Genomic DNA, 17,770 nt, shown 5'->3' with positions numbered 1-17,770 from the left:
GCCCAAGATTCGAGCGGCCTCGGTGGCCGAGCACCGGTCGATGCAACGCGACGCCCTGCTGGACGCCGCACGCAGTCTGCTCTCCGAGGGCGGGACGGAAGCCCTGACCTTCCCCGCCCTGGCGGAGCGCACCGGGCTGGCCCGGTCCTCCGTCTACGAGTACTTCCGTTCCCGGGCCGCCGTCGTCGAGGAGCTGTGCGCCGTCGACTTCCCCGTCTGGGCGGCCGAGGTCGAGGCGGCCATGGAGGCCGCCCCCACCGGCGAGGCCAAGATCGAGGCCTACGTCCGCAGCCAGCTCGCGCTCGTGGGTGACCGCCGGCACCGCGCCGTGGTCGCGATCTCAGCGGGCGAACTCGACGTCGGCGCCCGCGAGAAGATCCGTGCCGCCCACGGCGGTCTGGTCACCATGGTCGTCGCGGCCCTCGCCTCGCTGGGCCACCGCGAGCCGAGGCTCACCGCGATGCTGCTCCAGGGCATCGTCGACTCCGCTGTCCGCCGGATCGAGCTCGGCGCCGCCGAGGAGCCGGACACCATCGCCGACGCGGCCGTCACCATGGCCCTGCGCGGAGTCCTGGGCTGACCGGCCGTATCGCTCCGAGGGCTCCGGCCGGCCCCACCGCCCCGCCCAGGCTGTCGGGCAAGGGCACCTCGAAGACCGGCAGCAGCCGCGACGGCCCACCGCGCAGCAGCCGCTCCGGCAGCAGCGACAACGGGTCGAGGTAGACCTCCCCGCGCAGCAGCCCCCAGTGCAGGCACCCGCCGGTGCAGTGCCACGGGCCCTCGGTGAGCACTCCCACCACCTGCCCCGCGCCGACCCTGTCGCCCACCGCGACCGAGGCGCGCACCGGCTGGTACGTGATGCGCAGGCCACCCGCGAGCTCGATCGCCACCACTTGGCGCCCCGCCACCTGCCCGGCGTACGACACCTTGCCTGGCGCCGCCGCGCGCACCGGTGCGCCCGGTCCCGCACGCAGGTCCACCCCGCGGTGCCCCGCAGCCCACGGCACCGCCGGCGGATCGAAGCCCCGCTCCACGACCGGTCGCCGCTGTCCGCCGGACGGCGCCACGGGCCAGGCCCGCTCCGCGTCCCCGCCGGCCGGGACGACCGGTGTCCGAACAGCCGCCCCCACCGGGTGCACGAGCCCCGCCAGCCACGACAGCACCGCCAACACCACAACCACGTATGTCCTCATGCTCCAACGATGACGTGTTCCGCCACATCGGGACGATCATGGAACCGGCCTGTGGACAACCCCGGACGGCCCCCGCCCCCAGGCACGATGTCGCCCGCCGCTCCGGCGGTCCCGTACACTTTCCATGGCGATCCGGGTCACCGGGTCGACTTCGCACGCCCCGCCACTGCCCTACAGCGAGCGGTGGACGCGCTCCTCGGTCCCTCGTGGCACGGCGCGTTCGGGGCGTCAGGCGTGGCCGCCGTCCGGCGGCCGCGAAAACCGAGTATCTCTAGGAGTACGGCCATGGCCGTCGTCACGATGCGGGAGCTGCTGGAAAGCGGCGTCCACTTCGGGCACCAGACCCGCCGCTGGAACCCGAAGATGAAGCGCTTCATCTTCACCGAGCGCAACGGCATCTACATCATCGACCTGCTCCAGTCGCTGTCGTACATCGACCGCGCCTACGAGTTCGTCAAGGAGACCGTCGCGCACGGCGGCACCATCCTCTTCGTCGGTACGAAGAAGCAGGCCCAGGAGGCCATCGCCGAGCAGGCGACCCGTGTCGGCATGCCCTACGTCAACCAGCGCTGGCTGGGCGGCATGCTCACCAACTTCTCGACCGTCTACAAGCGCCTGCAGCGCCTGAAGGAGCTCGAGGAGATCGACTTCGAGGACGTGGCCGCCTCCGGCCTCACCAAGAAGGAGCTCCTGGTTCTCTCCCGTGAGAAGGAGAAGCTGGAGAAGACCCTGGGCGGCATCCGCGAGATGCAGAAGGTGCCGAGCGCCGTCTGGATCGTGGACACCAAGAAGGAGCACATCGCCGTCGGTGAGGCGCGCAAGCTCCGCATCCCGGTCGTCGCGATCCTCGACACCAACTGCGACCCCGACGAGGTCGACTACAAGATCCCGGGCAACGATGACGCGATCCGCTCCGTCACCCTGCTGACCCGTGTGATCGCCGACGCCGTCGCCGAGGGCCTCATCGCCCGCTCCGGTGCCGCCACCGCCGGTGACAAGGCCGAGGGTGAGCCGCTCGCCGCCTGGGAGCGCGAGCTGCTCGAGGGCGACAAGGCGAAGGCCGAGGAGACCGCCGCCGAGGCTGCTCCGGCCGAGGCCGCTCCGGCTGAGACCCCTGCCGAGGCGCCCGCCGCCGAGACCGCCGAGGCGCCCGCCGCCGACGCCGAGCAGGCCTGAGCCTCAGCCCGCCTTCCGATGCGTGTGAGGACGGCGGGGGCTCCGGCCCCCGCCGTTCGTCCGTAGAACCACCGCTCACCGGATCCACCGACTTCCGAGAAGAGACTGACAGACCATGGCGAACTTCACCGCCGCCGACGTCAAGAAGCTCCGCGAGCTGACCGCCGCGGGCATGATGGACTGCAAGAAGGCGCTCGAGGAGGCCGAGGGCGACCTGGACAAGGCCGTCGAGATCCTCCGCGTCAAGGGCCAGAAGGGCGTCACCAAGCGCGAGGGCCGCTCCGCCTCCAACGGCGCCGTCGTGTCCCTGATCGCCGGTGACAACAGCGAGGGTGTCCTCGTCGAGCTCAAGTGCGAGACCGACTTCGTCGCCAAGGGCGACAAGTTCATCGCCGCCGCCGACGCCATCGCGGCCCACGTCGCCGCCAGCAAGCCGGCCGACCTGGAGACGCTGCTCGCCTCCGAGATCAAGGACGGCCAGACCGTCCAGGCCTTCGTCGACGAGGCCAACGCCACCCTCGGCGAGAAGATCGTCCTGGACCGCTTCGCGCAGTTCACCGACGGCTACGTCGCCTCCTACCTGCACCGCACCAGCCCCGACCTGCCCCCGCAGGTCGGTGTCCTGGTCGAGCTGGACAAGGCCGACGCCCAGGTCGCCAAGGACGTCGCGCAGCACATCGCCGCCTTCGCCCCCACCTTCCTGTCCCGCGAGGAGGTGCCCGCCGAGACCGTCGAGAACGAGCGTCGCGTCGCCGAGGCCACCGCCCGCGAGGAGGGCAAGCCCGAGGCCGCCCTCACGAAGATCGTCGAGGGTCGCGTCAACGGCTTCTTCAAGGAGAACGTCGTTCTCGAGCAGGCCTTCGCCAAGGACAACAAGAAGTCCGTCCAGAAGGTGCTCGACGAGGCCGGCGTCTCGCTGAAGCGCTTCGCCCGCTTCCGCGTCGGCGTCTGAGCGACCACCGCGCAAGCGACAGACCGACGGCCCCGATAGGGTCGTACGCAGCCGGCCGCTCACCGGCAGGCCGCAGTTGTGACGAGGAGGCCATTGCCCACAGGGAACCATCACGGACCCTCGGCAATGGCCTTCTTCGTACGTGCACGAGGAGACCTCCATGGAACAGGACGCCGACAAGGCACCCACCGAGACCGGCAGCACGCACAAGGGCCGGTACCTGCTCAAGCTCTCCGGCGAGGCCTTCGCCGGCGGAGGGGGACTCGGAGTCGACCCCGACGTCGTGCACACGATGGCCCGTGAGATCGCCGCGGTCGTCCGCGACGGCTACGAGATCGCCGTCGTCATCGGCGGCGGCAACTTCTTCCGTGGTGCCCAGCTCCAGCAGCGCGGCATGGACCGGGCCCGTTCCGACTACATGGGCATGCTCGGCACGGTCATGAACTGCCTCGCCCTCCAGGACTTCCTGGAGAAGGAGGGCATCCAGTCGCGCGTGCAGACGGCGATCACCATGGGCCAGGTCGCCGAGCCCTACATCCCGCTGCGCGCCGTGCGCCACCTGGAGAAGGGCCGTGTGGTGATCTTCGGCGCCGGTATGGGCATGCCGTACTTCTCCACCGACACCACCGCCGCCCAGCGCGCCCTGGAGATCCACGCCGAGGCGCTGCTGATGGGCAAGAACGGGGTCGACGGGGTCTACGACTCCGACCCCCGCTCGAACCCCGACGCGGTGATGTTCGACGCCCTGGAGTACGCCGACGTCATCGCCCGCGACCTGCGCGTCGCGGACCTGACGGCGATCACGCTGTGCCAGGACAACAAGCTCCCGATCCTCGTCTTCGAACTGCTCGCGGAGGGCAACATCGCGCGAGCCGTGAAGGGTGAGAAGATCGGCACGCTCGTCAACGACACGGGCGCCCGCTGACGGCAGGCGCCGGCCGCAACCCGGTCGGCGATCCGCCCGGAACGGGGATGGACAAGACGCTGCCGGTCGGACACCGTGCAGGAAAGACGCGCGCAAGGGCCGAGGCTCTGCCTTCTGAATACCAGGAGCACATGGTGATTGAAGAGACCCTCCTCGAAGCCGAGGAGAAGATGGAGAAGGCCGTCGTGGTCGCCAAGGAGGACTTCGCCGCGATCCGCACCGGCCGTGCCCACCCGGCGATGTTCAACAAGATCGTGGCGGACTACTACGGCGCCCCGACCCCGATCAACCAGCTCGCCTCCTTCGCGGTGCCCGAGGCGCGGATGGCCGTGATCACCCCGTTCGACAACTCGGCGCTGCGCAACATCGAGCAGGCGATCCGGGACTCGGACCTGGGTGTCAACCCGACCAACGACGGCCGTATCATCCGGGTGGTCTTCCCGCAGCTCACCGAGGAGCGGCGCAAGGAGTACATCAAGGTCGCCCGCGGCAAGGCGGAGGACGCGCGGATCTCGATCCGCAGCGTGCGCCGCAAGGCCAAGGAGACCCTCGACAAGCTCGTCAAGGACGGCGAGACGGGCGAGGACGAGGTGCGCCGCGCGGAGAAGGAGCTCGACGACACGACCCACAAGTACGTGGCACAGGTCGACGAGCTGCTCAAGCACAAGGAATCCGAGCTGCTGGAGGTCTGATCCGGCGCGCTGCCGGATTCGCTCCCCGGCCCGGTCCGTCCGCGGCTGAGCCACCCATCCACCCGACCACCCATCCGACCCACCCGGACCGGACGAAAACGCGAGGCGAAACTCCGTGAACGACTCTTCTTGGGGGCCCTCGCCACACGCCGGTTCCTGGGGAGGCGAGGATGAGGTGGGCACCCGGGTGGGCGGCCCCTTGTTCCGCGAAGACACCCCCGAACCCGAGCGGCACTCCGCCCGGCCCGACCGTTCCGTGCCGCAGCCTTCGGCGGCGGGCGGGAACGGCGGCCGGGCGAAGAAGAGCGCGGGCCGCAACCTACGCGCCGCGATAGGGGTCGGCGTCGGCCTCGGCGTCGTCATCATCGCCTCGCTCTTCATCGTCAAGTACGTCTTCGTGGGCGTCGTCGCCGCGGCGGTCGTGGTGGGCCTGTGGGAGCTGACCTCGCGCCTGGCCGAGCGCAAGGAGATCCGGGCTCCCCTTGTGCCGCTCGCCGTCGGCGGCGCCGCCATGGTCGTCGCGGGTTACGTGCGCGGTGCGGAGGGCGCATGGGTGGCGATGGCGCTCACCGCGCTCGCCGTCCTGGTGTGGCGCATGACGGAACCCCCGGAGAACTACCTGCGCGATGTCACGGCGGGTGTCTTCGCAGCTTTCTACGTACCCTTCCTGGCCACGTTCGTGGTGATGATGCTGGCGGCGCACGACGGCCCGTGGCGGGTGTTCGTGTTCCTGCTCCTCACGGTGATCAGCGACACCGGTGCCTACGCCGTCGGCTGGCGCTTCGGCACGCACAAGCTCGCTCCCCGCATCAGCCCCGGCAAGACCCGCGAGGGCCTGCTCGGCGCGATCGCCTTCGCGATGACCGCGGGCGCGCTGTCCCTGCAGTTCCTGATCGACGACGGCAAGTGGTGGCAGGGCCTGCTGCTGGGCCTCGCCGTGGCCGTCAGCGCCACCCTCGGCGACCTGGGCGAGTCCATGATCAAGCGGGACCTCGGCATCAAGGACATGGGCAAGCTGCTGCCCGGTCACGGCGGCATCATGGACCGCCTCGACTCGCTGCTGCCGACCGCCCCCGTGGTGTGGCTGCTGCTGGTCGTCTTCGTCGGCTCGGGCTGAGCCTCGACCGGCCCGTCCGGGCCCGGCCCCCAGGCGTTCAGCCCGGCTGCGGCCCTCTCGCCACCGGTCTGGCGGGGTCCGCGCTCCACTCGCTCCACGAGCCGACGTACAGCGCTGCGTCGATCCCCGCGACCGCCAGGGCCAGCACCTGCTGTGCGGCCGAGACCCCCGATCCGCAGTACACGCCGACCCTGCCGCCGTCCGCGGTGACCCCCAGAGCGGCGAAACGGCCGGCCAGTTCGCGGGCGGGGCGGAAGGTGCCGTCGGCGGTGACGTTGCCGGCGGTGGGCGCCGACACGGCCCCCGGGATGTGGCCGCCCACCGGATCGAGCGGCTCGACCTCCCCCCGGTAGCGCTCGGCCGCCCGCGCGTCGAGCAGCACCCCCGTACGGGCCAGGGCCGCCGCGTCGTCCGCGCTGAGCACCGGCAGCGCGCCCGGTACGGCCTCGAAGTCGCCGGGCTCCGGCGCCGCGCCCCCCGTGGTCAGTGCGCCTCCCGCGGCCGTCCAGGCGGGCAGTCCGCCGTCCAGCACGCGTACGTTCCTGTGCCCCGCCCAGCGCAGGGTCCACCAGGCCCGTGCCGCGGCCCAGCCCTGACCGCCGTCGTGGACCACGACGCGGCTGTCCCCGCGCACCCCGGCCCGCCGCATCGCCTCCATGAACAACCCGGCGTCGGGCAGCGGATGCCGGCCGCCCGGGCCCGCCGGTCCCGCGAGTTCCGCTTCCAGGTCCACGTACACCGCGCCCTTGATGTGGCCCGCCTCGTACGCCGCGCGGCCGGACGGTCCTCCGCGCTCGTAGCGGACGTCCAGGAGCACGGGAGCGGGTCCTTCGCGCAGGGCGGCGGCGAGTTCCGCGGCGCTGATGATCGTGTTCACCGGCCCATCCTGGCGCAGCCCGGCCGGGCCGGGAAGCCGGCCGTGCCCGCGGCGCCGCCGCTGTGCGGGCCCGCTGCCGACACCCCGCACTGACCTGCGCCGGCGCCGCGCGCCGTGACGGCGATCGCAGGGTGAGGCGGCGCGCGACGCTGGTCCGTGGTCCGTCCGCCGCTTACACTCGAACGTGTGTACGAGCTTCCTCCGGATCCGCAGCGCCTGCGGGTGATACGCCTCTATCTGCAGATGCAGATCGCCGCAGTCGACGCCAAGATCCAGGAGGCGGAATCCGGTTCCGCGACCGTGGCCGCGACCGTGGGCGCGGCGGGGGCGGAGGGTGAGACCGGCGATCCCCCGCGGGTCCCGGCCGGAAGCCGCGCTCGCACCCCCGCCCGCGCCTGGCGGCTGCAGAGCGTGCCCGATCCGCGCGGCGGCGCGGGCCGGGGCGTCCTCCACCGCGACGACTGTCGTGTCCCCGGTGGCGGCCGGCTGAACCGGCAGGAGTTCGAGGTTGCCCTCGGCATGCCGGAAGTCGCACCCTGCGAGGTCTGCCGCCCGGAATCGGGGCGCACCCCGTGACGACGCGAAGTCGTGTGCTGCTGCCGAGCGCGCATGACGGACAGTCACGTCTTACCGTCGTAACCGGTCCTCCCCTTCTTCCGCCGGGATCCGGCTCCCGGGCCGGCGGTTCCGGGCACTCCAGTGCCCGGAACCGCTCGGGGCGCCGCGTCGGCACAGACGGCCCCGGCCGCGCTCAACCGGAGGTGCCAGGCGGACAGGTCGGCGGGACGGGCCGCGGTGAGCCGGGGTGCGCCGGGTGGAGCGGCCGGAAGTAGTGCGCCAGTGCCCAGAGGCCGACGCGGGCGCCCGCGAGGCACCCCTCGGTGTCCGCCGTGCGGGTGTGGATGCCGGCCCAGACACGGGCGTCGATCATGTCCTGGTTGAACCGCACGGCGTCGTCGTAGTGCCGTGTGGTGCCCGTCGCGTCGGACGGGAAGGTGAGGTCGAGGCGCGGCGTGCCGAAGAGCCCGGTCAAGGTCTGGGCCACGGCGCCGGCGACCGCGGCGTGCCCGCTGATGTGATCGGGGTGCGGCGGCGTGACGAGCAGCGGCTGCCACTGCGGATCCGGCTCGGTCGCCGGATTGCCGTCGGTCCCGGCCAGTTGGACGGCGGTGAGCGGCCGCCAGGATCCGTAGTGGAGCTTGGCGTCCCACGTGGTGATCACGGCGTCGGTCGCCGCGGAGTTGGCCGCGGCGAACAGCCGGGCCGTGTCGGCGATGTCCAGGCGGTGGCGGGCGCTGTGGTCGCGGAACGCGGCCTGGAGCTGCACGGCCAGGTTGCCCCCGAAGAACAGCGCGGTCTCGGTCTGCTGCGCGGTGCGGGACGAACCCGTCCTCGCGCCCATCGTCCGCACCTCGTTCACGTCCTGGGCGTATCGGTCCGAGGTGAGGGTGGGCGGGGGGCCGGGCCGGAACTGGGACGGTGAGGTGAGCAGGAGCGGGCGCAGCCGGGCGAGCCAGGTGTCGATGAAGGGCAGGTTCCCCGGTGGGGTGGCACGCCAGACGCCGGGCGCGGGCGCGGGCGCGGTGGTGAACTCCACCGTCGCGAACCGGCCGTCACCCTGCCGGAGCTGGATGACGCGGTCGGCGGCGCGGGCCCCGAAGGCGACGCCCTGCCGCTTGGCGTTGCCGTCGGGGATCCTCGCGAGGGAGCCGGCGTACGCGGCGTCCAGCAACGTCCGGGACGCGGGGAAGTCGCAGAGCAGGACGTCGTGCGCGGCGGTCACGGCTGCCGCCTCCGGTGACGCGCCGGCGGGTCCGCGCGCGTGCCACTTGTAGGGGGCGTAGCGGCCCTCGATGCCGACCACGGCGTTGTAGACGGCGACCGAGACGAACCCGTGCCAGACGACGGCCTGCCCGGAGGGCCGGGTCGGGCCGAGGTTGGTGCCGATGACGTCCGCGGCGATGGTGTTCCACTCACGGATCGCGGCCGGATCGGCCGCGGGCTCCCGGTTCGTGCCGGCGGCCTGGGCGGGGGCGGGGGCGGTGACGGATATCGCCGTGGCGGCGAGGGCCACGGGCACGACCATGCCGGTGAGCCGTCGGCACCACCGGGAGAGCCGCCCGGCGGGCGGAGCGGTCCTGACTGCGGGGCTCATGGGGAGACTCCTCATCGACGCCGGGCCCGAACCGGACCGGAGGGAATTCCCGCCCGGTTCGGGCCCCATCGACGTGCTTCCTACCCATCAGCGGACGTGACGGTCGCCTGGCGCGTCAGGTGCGCGGCCGGGTCCCGCCCTCCGCCTCAGGGGCGGGACCCACCCGAGGACGAGTGCTCCTCGTACGACCGGCCACAGCGGTCCCCGTCGTTCGGCGGGCCACCACTGCGACGGGCCGTCAGCCCGCCCCGCTCAGGGGACGGAGATCGGGGGCGGCGCCTGCAAGGGGCCCTGCAGCGGATTCCAGGAGGTGCAGACCGGGAGAGTGCCGGCGGTGGTGCAGCGGCTCTCCGCCACGTCGCCGCGGAAGGTGATGACCTTGACCGACAGGTCCGTCGGCGAGGAGGCGCTCACGCTCGCCCCGCACACGCCGGTGACCGGGTATCCAGGGAGCCTGGTGAGGTCCTGCCAGGTGTAGGCGCCGCCCACCCAGGCGGTGTCGCGCTGCCCGACGAACGTCCGGCCGCGGACCACGGCGACGGAGAAATCGCGGTCGTCGGTCGCATTGGCCACGCCGATCGAGTCGATGTCGCACCCGGAGAGCCTGCCGGGGCCGGGGTAGGGGGCCGCCACGAAGGGCCCGCGCCCCGGGCCGATCAGGGGACCGGCGAGGTCGAGGAGGAGACCGTCGTCGAGGAGCGGACCGCGGCCGGGGCCGAGGAGCGGGTCGCGGCCGGGTCCCGGACCGGGGCCGGGGTCTTCGTCGGGGTACGGATAACGGTGGTCGCCGTACGGGTCGGGCCACGGGAAGCCCGGCGCCGAGGCCGCGGGCGTGGCCGCGTCGTCCGTGTCGGCGGCCTGAGCCGTCGTCAGGGAGGCCGCGGATATCGTGGCGGCGATCAGGGCCGCCGGCACGACCGCGCCCGCGAGCCGTCCGTACCGTCGAAGGGACCACCTGGAGGGCGGCGGGGTCCTGTCTGCAGGGCTCATGGGGACACTCCTCGTCGATCTGCGGCCGGCACCGAACCGGAGGGCCTTCCGGCACGGCTCGGGCCCCTGTCGATGGGATCCGTACCCGCGCCCACCGGCGTCCGGCGCCAAGGTCATCCCAGTGGCGCAGCCCGTTCCCGGCCATCGGGCCGTAGTCACCCGATCGACACCCCGTGCCTCGACAGAACCTGACAGTCCGTGGGCCGTACGGCGCTGGCCAACGTTCGCGGGGCAGACGGCACCAGGCCCCAAGATGCAGGCCGGGCACCATTCATGACGCAGCTGTGGAAACGGATGAGGCCTGGCCGGGACCTAAGCGCAGACGAGGTGGCTGAGGTGGCGGACGCCTCGACGGACGAGCCGGCCGGCGAGGGGAGCGTCGAGGAGGCTGAGCCGCCGCGAACGCCGCGCCGCGACGGGACGCTCACCGAACCAGCGATCAGGCGACCCATCGGGCCGGCAGGTCGCCGCGGATCCGCTCGAGATCCGCGGCCGTGCGTCCGCGTGCGTGGAGCCAGCAGTGGTCGAGCACGCCGTCGCGGCGCAGCAGGCGGCCCGGGGCCGCGTACCAGCGCAGGGGCGAGTCCTCCGCGCCGGCCCACATCGGATGGTCGGGCAGGTCGACTCGCGTGTAGTGAGCTTCGAGGTCCGGCAGGAGCGTTTCCGGCAACTCGCAGGCGTCGTACAGGCTTCCCACCCCGAGCAGCGACTCGCTCAGCACCAGCTCCACCCAGGCCACGGACATCCGGTCGAGGAAGGGCACCCATCCCTCGTGCGACTCCACCACCACGGGCGGATCGTCCTCCTCGACCCGGTCCAGAGGGATGCCCCATGCGGCGCAGCCCTGGTTCTCGACGCGGAAGACCAGGATGCCGCCGCAGCCGTCGACCACATGGAGCCCCATCGGCGGGACCAGGGGATCCTGCTGCCGGGTCAGGTCGTCACGGCGGCCGACCAGCGCGTGGCCCTCCCGCAGGGCGGCGGGGAGCTCGAAGCCCAACTCGGCCTCGGTAGCGTCCAGTTCCACGGCCGTGCAGCCGTCCTCGGGCCGCAAGGGACGGCCCGTCCACTCGTCGGCGAAGCGGCGCACGAAATCCCAGGCCTGGGAGCGGCCGGTCACCCCGCCACGCAGGGCCATCGCCACGTCGAGCGCGTCAGACATGACGCAGACGCTACCGCCGGCGTGCCCAGGGAAGGTGCCGGGCCGGCGTAGCCGTTCCCAAGGCCGCACGGGCCATCGGGACGAGTGACGCCGAGGAGTGGGGCGGGTGTCCGGCTCGTTCACTTCCGGGCGCGGGTCTTTCGGCTGCGTGCGCCCGATCGTAGGGTCGCTGCCATGCGATCCGCGAACGCAGCCGGAGGCCCCGCCCGGGCTGGTGTGCGCTGGGACACGTCCACGTTCCCGGACGGCGGTCAAGACGACGGTGTTCGGTTCACCGTGCCGGCCGAAGTGGCGGGCGCAAGCCCCGAACTTCTGGCTGCCCGGGAGCCCGGACTGGTACGCGATGAGTTTCGGCACGGTCCCGGGTCTTTCAGGTACACCCCTTTTCCGCGCGCGAATGTGGAGGCACCGTGAAGCTCTTGCTCACATCAGGCGGCGTCACGAACCCGAGCATTCACTCGGCACTTGTGCAGCTCCTCGGCAAGCCGGTCGCCGAGTGCCGTGCCCTCTGCGTCCCGACAGCTCAGTGGGGTCACCCGATGTGCGGTCCGGTATCGGTGCGGGGCTTGGCGGCCGCCGAGCCCACGTGGCAGTACCTGTCCGGCCTGGGCTGGGCGTCTCTCGGTGTCCTCGAGCTCACCGCACTGCCCACCATCGGCGCGGAGCGATGGGTCCCCTGGGTCCGGGAAGCCGACGTGCTCCTGGTCGACGGCGGCGACGCGACGTATCTGTGCCATTGGATGCGGGAGTCCGGGCTGGCCGATCTGCTGCCTTCGCTGCCCGAGATGGTCTGGGTGGGAGTGAGCGCCGGAAGCATGGTGATGACGCCCCGGATCGGGGCGTACTTCGTCGAGTGGCCGTCCGCGCCGGACGACCGCACTCTGGGGGTCGTCGACTTCTCGATCTTCCCGCACCTGGACGCTTTCCCGCAGAACACCCTGGCTGACGCAGAGCGCTGGGCCGCAGACATCGGCGTCCCGGCTTACGCCATCGACGAACAGACGGCGATCAAGGTGGTCGACGGCTCCGTCGAGGTGGTCTCCGAAGGGCAATGGACGAAGTTCGGGTCATAGCCGCCCGGCATTCGTGATGTCGCGTCCCTCCTGCGCAGCCTCGGTGTCGAGGGCGGTGGCGACCCCGATCGTATCGAACGGATGTGTGAATCCTTCCGGGGCTTGGAACGCCTGCGGGTGATCCGGCGCTGTATCCACAGATCCAGCTCGATGCCGCGGACGCGCGGATCCGCAGGGCCGATGCGACTGCGGGCTCCCGAAGCCGTCCCGCAGGCGGTCGGCGACTGCAGGGCCTTGTCTGGGCCGCCCTGGGCCGTGAAAGGGCCGCCGGAAGGTGACAGGACCCTCACCCGTCTGACCTGGGGGCGCCGAATCGATCTGCGACACTGGTAGCACCATGCCTGCACCCGGAGAACTCACATTCGTCGCGCCGCGCGGAGCCAAGAAGCCCCCGCGGCACCTTGCCGATCTCTCGCCCGAGGAGCGCCGGGAGGCGGTCGCGGAGCTGGGGGAGAAGCCGTTCCGCGCCAAGCAGCTGTCGCAGCACTACTTCGCGCGCTACGCCGATGACCCGGCCGCGTGGACGGACATCCCGGCGGCGGCGCGGGGGAAGCTGGCGGAGCGGCTGCTGCCGGACCTGATGTCGGTGGTGAGGCACAGCAGCACCGACAACGACACGACGCGCAAGACGCTGTGGCGGCTGTTCGACGGGACGCTGGTCGAGTCGGTCCTGATGCGCTACCCGGACCGGGTGACGATGTGCATCAGCTCGCAGGCGGGCTGCGGCATGAACTGCCCGTTCTGCGCGACCGGCCAGGCGGGCCTGGACCGGAACCTGTCCACCGGGGAGATCGTGCACCAGATCGTGGCGGGCATGCGCTCGCTGCGGGACGGGGAGATCCCGGGCGGTCCGGCGCGGCTGTCGAACATCGTGTTCATGGGCATGGGCGAGCCGCTCGCGAACTACAAGCGTGTCGTCGGCGCCATCCGCCGGCTGACCGACCCGGAGCCGGACGGGCTGGGGTTGTCCCAGCGGGGCATCACCGTGTCGACGGTGGGCCTGGTCCCGGCGATGCTGCGCTTCGCCGACGAGCGCTTCAAGTGCCGGCTCGCGGTGTCGCTGCACGCGCCCGACGACGAGCTGCGCGACACCCTGGTGCCGGTGAACACCCGCTGGAAGGTGCGCGAGGTGCTGGATGCCGCGTGGCACTACGCGGACGTGTCCGGGCGCCGGGTCTCGATCGAGTACGCGCTGATCCGGGACATCAACGACCAGGCGTGGCGGGCCGACCTGCTGGGCCGGCTGCTCAAGGGTCGCCGCGTGCACGTCAACCTTATCCCGCTCAATCCGACCCCCGGCTCGAAGTGGACGGCCTCGCGTCCCGAGGACGAGCGGGCGTTCGTGGCGGCGCTGGAGGCGCACGGCGTGCCGGTGACCGTCCGGGACACCCGGGGGCAGGAGATCGACGGCGCCTGCGGGCAGCTGGCGGCTTCCGAGCGCTGAACTGCGCTTGCTATGGTGACGGTCGTTTGCGGCTGTTTGCCGCGACGTCACGCACATCACACAAAAGAACATCCGACAGGGGAGCGCGCAGAGCGCTGAGAGTGCGGCACGGCCGCAGACCCTCGGACCTGATCCGGGTCATACCGGCGTAGGGAGTCACCACATGAGCACCACCCGTCGGCGTGTGGCCGGCACCGCACTGGCCGTCGCGCTCGGCGCGAGCGCGCTCGCCGCCTGCGGCAGCGACGACACCGCCAAGGGCGAGGGCGGCACCGCCTCCAAGACCGTCACCCTGGTCAGCCACGACTCCTTCGCCGCGTCCAAGGACGTGCTGAAGGCGTTCACGAAGCAGACCGGCTACACCGTCAAGGTGCTGCGCGGCGGCGACGCCGGCGCCGCGGTCAACCAGGCCGTGCTGTCCAAGGGCAACCCGCAGGGTGACGTCTTCTTCGGCGTCGACAACACCCTGCTGTCCCGGGCCCTCGACAACGACCTGTTCGAGCCGTACGAGGCCAAGGACCTCGGCAAGGTGCCCGCCGCGCTCCAACTGGACGCCGGCAAGCACCGCGTCACCCCGATCGACTTCGGCGACGTCTGCGTCAACTACGACCGGAAGTACTTCACCGAGCACAAACTGCCCGTGCCGGAAGGCCTCGACGACCTCGTCAAGCCGGAGTACAAGGACCTGCTGGTCACCGAGAACGCCGCCACCTCCTCACCTGGGCTCGCCTTCCTCCTCGCCACCACCGCCGCGTACGGTGACGGGGGCTGGGAGGACTACTGGAAGAAGCTCAAGGCGAACGGCGTCCAGGTCGTCGACGGCTGGGAGCAGGCGTACTACGACACCTTCTCCGGGGCGGGCGGCGGCAAGGGCGACAAGCCGCTGGTCGTCTCGTACGCCTCCAGCCCGCCCGCCGAGGTGCTCGGCCTGAAGACGCAGCCCGAGCAGGGGCCGACCGGTGTCGCGACCGGCACCTGCTTCCGGCAGGTGGAGTTCGCCGGCCTGCTGAAGGGCGCGAAGAACACCGAGGGCGGCAAGGCGCTCGTCGACTTCCTGCTGAGCCGCGCCTTCCAGGAGGACATGCCGCTCAACATGTTCGTCAACCCCGCGCGCGACGACGCGAAGCTGCCCGAGGTCTTCACCAAGTACGCGCCGGTGATCAGCGACCCGGCCACCGTCGCCCCGGAGAAGATCGCCGACAACCGGGAGCAGTGGGTCAAGTCGTGGTCCTCGCTCGTGCTGAAGTAACCAAGTCCGCCGAGGGGACGCGCGCCGGGGCGACGGCCGTCCGGCCGCTCGCCGTACGGCTCGGCCTGATGGCCGTCCCGGTCGTGTTCTTCGGGCTGTTCTTCGGCTACCCGGTCGCCGCCATCGTCGCCCGCGGGCTCCGCGAGGGCGGGCGGTGGCGGTTCGGCCGGTTCGCGGAGGTCCTGGGCGAGCCCGACATCCTGCACGTGCTGTGGTTCACCTGCTGGCAGGCGGCCGCCTCCACCGCGCTCACCCTGGCGATCGCGCTGCCCGGCGCGTACGTCTTCGCCCGTTTCGACTTCCCCGCCAAGCAGGTGCTGCGGGCGGTGGTGACCGTGCCCTTCGTGCTGCCGACGGTGGTCGTCGGTTCGGCCTTCCTCGCCCTGCTGGGGCGCGGCGGGCTGCTCGACGAGCTGTGGGGGGTGCGCCTGGACACCACGGTCTGGGCGATCCTCCTCGCGCACGTCTTCTTCAACTACGCCGTGGTCGTACGGACCGTGGGCGGGCTGTGGGCACAGCTCGACCCGAGGCAGGAGGAGGCCGCGCGGGTCCTCGGCGCGGGACGCCTCGCGGCCTGGCGCAAGGTGACGCTGCCCGCCCTCGCGCCGGCCGTCGCCGCGGCCGCGCTCATGGTCTTCCTGTTCACCTTCACCTCCTTCGGCGTCATCCAGATCCTCGGCGGCCCCGCCTTCTCCACCTTGGAGGTGGAGATCTACCGGGAGACCGCGCAGTTGCTGGACCTGCCGACGGCGGCCGTGCTGACGATCGTCCAGTTCGCCGCCGTCGCGGCGATCCTCGCGGTGCACGCCGGGACCGTGCGGCGCAGGGAGAGCGCGCTGCGGCTGGTGGACCCGGCCCGCACCGCGCGGCGGCCGCGCGGCGCCGGCGAGTGGGGGCTGCTCGCGGGCGTGCTCGGTGTGGCCGCGCTGCTGATCCTGCTGCCGCTGGGCGTGCTGGCCGAGCGCTCGCTGCACGGACCCGACGGTTACGGCCTCGGCTACTACCGGGCGCTGGGCTCGGTGGCGGGCAGCGGCGGGACCTTCCTGGTGGCGCCGGTCGCCGCGGTCTGGAACTCGCTCCAGTACGCGGCCGCCGCCACCGCGATCGCCCTGGTCGTCGGCGGGCTGGCCGCGGCCGCCCTCACCCGGCGGGCCGGGCGTCTCGTACGGGGCTTCGACGCCCTGCTCATGCTGCCGCTCGGCACCTCGGCCGTGACCATCGGCTTCGGCTTCCTCATCACCCTCGACGAGCCGCCGCTGGACCTGCGCTCCTCCTGGATCCTCGTGCCGCTCGCCCAGGCGCTGGTCGGGGTGCCCTTCGTGGTGCGCACCATGCTTCCCGTGCTGCGTGCCGTGGACGACCGGCTGCGCGAGGCGGCGGCGGTGCTCGGCGCCTCCCCGCTGCGGGTGTGGCGCGAGGTCGATCTTCCGCTGGTGCGGCGGGCGCTGCTGGTGGCGGCCGGCTTCGCCTTCGCCGTGTCCCTGGGCGAGTTCGGCGCCACCGTCTTCATCGCGCGCCCCGACAACCCCACCCTCCCGGTCGCGGTCGCCCGCTTCCTCGGGCGGGCCGGGGAGCTCAACTACGGCCAGGCGATGGCGCTCAGCACCGTGCTGATGCTGGTGTGCGCGGGTGCGCTGCTGGCGCTGGAACGTATCCGCATCGACAGGTCGGGGGAGTTCTGATGTCGCTGCTGCGACTGGACGGCGCCACCGTGCGCTTCGGCGGCCACACCGCCCTGGACGCCGTGGGCCTGGAGGTCGCCGAGCACGAGACGGTCTGTGTGCTCGGGCCCAGCGGCAGCGGCAAGTCCACGCTGCTGCGGGTCGTCGCCGGGCTGCAGCCGCTGGACGCCGGGCGCGTCCTGCTGGCCGGCCGCGACCAGGCGGGTGTTCCCGCGCACCGGCGCGGCGTGGGCCTGATGTTCCAGGACCACCAGCTCTTCCCGCAGCGCGACGTCGCCGGGAACGTCGACTTCGGCCTGCGCATGCGCGGCGCCGGTCGTGCCGAACGGGAGCGCACCGTCGGTGAGTTGCTGGAGCTTGTCGGCCTGCCCGGCACGCAGCGGCGCGCCGTGGCGTCCCTGTCCGGCGGTGAGCAGCAGCGCGTCGCCCTGGCCCGGGCCCTGGCACCGGGGCCACGGGTGCTCATGCTCGACGAGCCGCTCGGCCAGCTCGACCGGGGCCTGCGCGAGCGGCTGGTGGTCGAGCTGCGCGGGCTGTTCCGTCGGCTGGACACCACGGTGCTGGCCGTCACGCACGACCAGAGCGAGGCCTTCGCGCTGGCCGACCGCGTTGTCGTCATGCGGGACGGACGCGTCGAGCAGATCGGCACCCCGCTGCAGGTGTGGCATCGGCCCGCCTCGGAGTTCGTCGCGCGCTTCCTCGGCTTCGACAACGTGGTGGCCGCGACCGTCACCGGCGACGCCGCCGACACCGTCTGGGGCAAGGTCCCCGTCCCCCCGGGCTCCGCACAGGGCGCCGGACGGCTGCTCGTCCGGCCCGGCGGCGTGCGGCTCGTCCCGGCCGAGGACGGGCTGCGCTGCCACGTGCTCGCGCGCACCTTCCGCGGCGACCAGGTCACCCTCCTCCTGCGCCCCGAGGAAGGCCCACCGCTGGAGGCCGGCTGCGCCCTGCGCGACGCCCCGGCCGAGGGCGACACGGTGGGCGTCTCCTTCGCGGTGGACGAGGTCGTCGTCCTGGGCGGGTAGACCTCGTCCCGCCGGCCGCCCCGCCCGCGGGAGGCCAGGACGGCCGAACCTTGTTGCG

17 protein-coding genes and 1 riboswitch are annotated in these 17,770 nt (G+C 72.3%); of the genes, 12 read left to right on the top strand and 5 right to left on the bottom strand.

Features of this window, described 5'->3' with window-relative positions; all coding sequences use genetic code 11:
* Nucleotides 1–22 precede the first annotated feature (22 nt).
* Entirely contained in the window at nucleotides 23–580 is a 558-nt protein-coding gene (locus AC3EUJ_RS25630) for a TetR/AcrR family transcriptional regulator (protein ID WP_431965263.1), read from the top strand.
* On the opposite strand, the gene AC3EUJ_RS25625 is transcribed toward AC3EUJ_RS25630, so the two are convergent.
* Nucleotides 549–1,193, bottom strand: a complete 645-nt coding sequence (locus tag AC3EUJ_RS25625) for a murein hydrolase activator EnvC family protein (protein WP_431965222.1) — start codon at nucleotides 1,191–1,193, stop codon at nucleotides 549–551. The genes AC3EUJ_RS25630 and AC3EUJ_RS25625 overlap by 32 nt on opposite strands.
* 285 nt (nucleotides 1,194–1,478) lie before the next feature.
* Here AC3EUJ_RS25625 and rpsB point away from each other — a divergent pair, with 285 nt between their 5' ends.
* The 5 genes from rpsB (at nucleotide 1,479) to AC3EUJ_RS25600 (ending at nucleotide 6,055) form a co-directional block, all read left to right on the top strand.
* Nucleotides 1,479–2,369: a 30S ribosomal protein S2 gene (gene rpsB / locus AC3EUJ_RS25620; protein ID WP_431965220.1), complete on the top strand. Its 891-nt coding sequence runs from the start codon at nucleotides 1,479–1,481 to the stop codon at nucleotides 2,367–2,369.
* Nucleotides 2,370–2,484: 115 nt separating this feature from the next.
* Nucleotides 2,485–3,321, top strand: a complete 837-nt coding sequence (gene tsf / locus AC3EUJ_RS25615; RefSeq protein WP_431965218.1) for a translation elongation factor Ts — start codon at nucleotides 2,485–2,487, stop codon at nucleotides 3,319–3,321.
* A gap of 160 nt (nucleotides 3,322–3,481) precedes the next feature.
* Entirely contained in the window at nucleotides 3,482–4,246 is a 765-nt protein-coding gene (gene pyrH, locus AC3EUJ_RS25610) for a UMP kinase (protein WP_431965216.1), read from the top strand.
* Between the two features lie 134 nt (nucleotides 4,247–4,380).
* Nucleotides 4,381–4,938: a ribosome recycling factor gene (frr, locus tag AC3EUJ_RS25605; RefSeq protein ID WP_319159891.1), complete on the top strand. Its 558-nt coding sequence runs from the start codon at nucleotides 4,381–4,383 to the stop codon at nucleotides 4,936–4,938.
* 115 nt (nucleotides 4,939–5,053) lie between these two features.
* On the top strand, nucleotides 5,054–6,055 hold the full coding sequence (locus tag AC3EUJ_RS25600; protein WP_431965214.1) for a phosphatidate cytidylyltransferase: 1,002 nt from the start codon (nucleotides 5,054–5,056) through the stop codon (nucleotides 6,053–6,055).
* Between the two features lie 37 nt (nucleotides 6,056–6,092).
* On the opposite strand, the gene AC3EUJ_RS25595 is transcribed toward AC3EUJ_RS25600, so the two are convergent.
* The gene (locus AC3EUJ_RS25595) at nucleotides 6,093–6,932 is read right to left on the bottom strand and encodes a sulfurtransferase (protein ID WP_431965212.1); all 840 of its coding nucleotides are present in this window, start codon (nucleotides 6,930–6,932) and stop codon (nucleotides 6,093–6,095) included.
* Nucleotides 6,933–7,118: 186 nt separating this feature from the next.
* Between AC3EUJ_RS25595 and AC3EUJ_RS25590 the strand changes: the two genes are divergently transcribed.
* Nucleotides 7,119–7,508, top strand: a complete 390-nt coding sequence (locus AC3EUJ_RS25590) for a DUF6233 domain-containing protein (protein ID WP_431965210.1) — start codon at nucleotides 7,119–7,121, stop codon at nucleotides 7,506–7,508.
* Nucleotides 7,509–7,683: 175 nt separating this feature from the next.
* On the opposite strand, the gene AC3EUJ_RS25585 is transcribed toward AC3EUJ_RS25590, so the two are convergent.
* The 3 genes from AC3EUJ_RS25585 to AC3EUJ_RS25575 all read right to left on the bottom strand — a co-directional run bounded on the left by AC3EUJ_RS25585 (nucleotide 7,684) and on the right by AC3EUJ_RS25575 (nucleotide 11,239).
* Nucleotides 7,684–9,087 (bottom strand): vanadium-dependent haloperoxidase, encoded by a 1,404-nt coding sequence (locus tag AC3EUJ_RS25585; RefSeq protein WP_431965208.1) that lies wholly within the window; start codon nucleotides 9,085–9,087, stop codon nucleotides 7,684–7,686.
* A 252-nt stretch (nucleotides 9,088–9,339) separates the two neighbouring features.
* A complete protein-coding gene (locus AC3EUJ_RS25580; RefSeq protein WP_431965206.1) occupies nucleotides 9,340–10,077 on the bottom strand; it encodes a hypothetical protein in 738 nt (245 codons plus the stop codon).
* 439 nt (nucleotides 10,078–10,516) lie between these two features.
* A complete protein-coding gene (locus AC3EUJ_RS25575) occupies nucleotides 10,517–11,239 on the bottom strand; it encodes an SMI1/KNR4 family protein (RefSeq protein WP_431965204.1) in 723 nt (240 codons plus the stop codon).
* Between the two features lie 410 nt (nucleotides 11,240–11,649).
* On the opposite strand from AC3EUJ_RS25575, the gene AC3EUJ_RS25570 reads away from it, so the two are divergent.
* From AC3EUJ_RS25570 to AC3EUJ_RS25550, 5 genes are all read left to right on the top strand, one after another.
* Nucleotides 11,650–12,312, top strand: coding sequence for a Type 1 glutamine amidotransferase-like domain-containing protein (locus AC3EUJ_RS25570; protein WP_431965202.1), 663 nt, complete (start codon nucleotides 11,650–11,652; stop codon nucleotides 12,310–12,312).
* 337 nt (nucleotides 12,313–12,649) lie between these two features.
* On the top strand, nucleotides 12,650–13,756 hold the full coding sequence (gene rlmN, locus AC3EUJ_RS25565; RefSeq protein WP_431965200.1) for a dual-specificity RNA methyltransferase RlmN: 1,107 nt from the start codon (nucleotides 12,650–12,652) through the stop codon (nucleotides 13,754–13,756).
* A gap of 67 nt (nucleotides 13,757–13,823) precedes the next feature.
* Nucleotides 13,824–13,928: riboswitch (TPP riboswitch) on the top strand.
* Complete coding sequence (locus AC3EUJ_RS25560) at nucleotides 13,920–15,005, top strand: thiamine ABC transporter substrate-binding protein (protein ID WP_431965198.1); 1,086 nt, start codon at nucleotides 13,920–13,922, stop codon at nucleotides 15,003–15,005. Its footprint overlaps the riboswitch before it by 9 nt.
* A gap of 68 nt (nucleotides 15,006–15,073) precedes the next feature.
* Nucleotides 15,074–16,687: an ABC transporter permease gene (locus tag AC3EUJ_RS25555; protein ID WP_431965260.1), complete on the top strand. Its 1,614-nt coding sequence runs from the start codon at nucleotides 15,074–15,076 to the stop codon at nucleotides 16,685–16,687.
* The gene (locus AC3EUJ_RS25550) at nucleotides 16,687–17,712 is read left to right on the top strand and encodes an ABC transporter ATP-binding protein (RefSeq protein ID WP_431965196.1); all 1,026 of its coding nucleotides are present in this window, start codon (nucleotides 16,687–16,689) and stop codon (nucleotides 17,710–17,712) included. Before AC3EUJ_RS25555 ends, AC3EUJ_RS25550 begins: the two co-directional genes overlap by 1 nt.
* The last annotated feature ends 58 nt before the right edge of the window (nucleotides 17,713–17,770 follow it).

The organism is Actinacidiphila sp. bgisy160 (genome assembly GCF_057707815.1).
The sequence above is the reverse complement of the archived record's forward strand: the minus strand, read 5'-3'. Positions and strand labels throughout refer to the sequence as shown.

What these genes read in the sequence shown, in the direction of transcription:
- AC3EUJ_RS25625 (WP_431965222.1), bottom strand. Translation starts at nt 1,193, where the DNA reads ATGAGGACATACGTGGTTGTGGTGTTGGCGGTGCTGTCGTGGCTGGCG.
- rpsB (WP_431965220.1), top strand. Translation starts at nt 1,479, where the DNA reads ATGGCCGTCGTCACGATGCGGGAGCTGCTGGAAAGCGGCGTCCACTTC.
- tsf (WP_431965218.1), top strand. Translation starts at nt 2,485, where the DNA reads ATGGCGAACTTCACCGCCGCCGACGTCAAGAAGCTCCGCGAGCTGACC.
- pyrH (WP_431965216.1), top strand. Translation starts at nt 3,482, where the DNA reads ATGGAACAGGACGCCGACAAGGCACCCACCGAGACCGGCAGCACGCAC.
- AC3EUJ_RS25585 (WP_431965208.1), bottom strand. Translation starts at nt 9,087, where the DNA reads ATGAGCCCCGCAGTCAGGACCGCTCCGCCCGCCGGGCGGCTCTCCCGG.
- AC3EUJ_RS25580 (WP_431965206.1), bottom strand. Translation starts at nt 10,077, where the DNA reads ATGAGCCCTGCAGACAGGACCCCGCCGCCCTCCAGGTGGTCCCTTCGA.
- AC3EUJ_RS25575 (WP_431965204.1), bottom strand. Translation starts at nt 11,239, where the DNA reads ATGTCTGACGCGCTCGACGTGGCGATGGCCCTGCGTGGCGGGGTGACC.
- rlmN (WP_431965200.1), top strand. Translation starts at nt 12,650, where the DNA reads ATGCCTGCACCCGGAGAACTCACATTCGTCGCGCCGCGCGGAGCCAAG.
- AC3EUJ_RS25560 (WP_431965198.1), top strand. Translation starts at nt 13,920, where the DNA reads ATGAGCACCACCCGTCGGCGTGTGGCCGGCACCGCACTGGCCGTCGCG.
- AC3EUJ_RS25555 (WP_431965260.1), top strand. Translation starts at nt 15,074, where the DNA reads ATGGCCGTCCCGGTCGTGTTCTTCGGGCTGTTCTTCGGCTACCCGGTC.
- AC3EUJ_RS25550 (WP_431965196.1), top strand. Translation starts at nt 16,687, where the DNA reads ATGTCGCTGCTGCGACTGGACGGCGCCACCGTGCGCTTCGGCGGCCAC.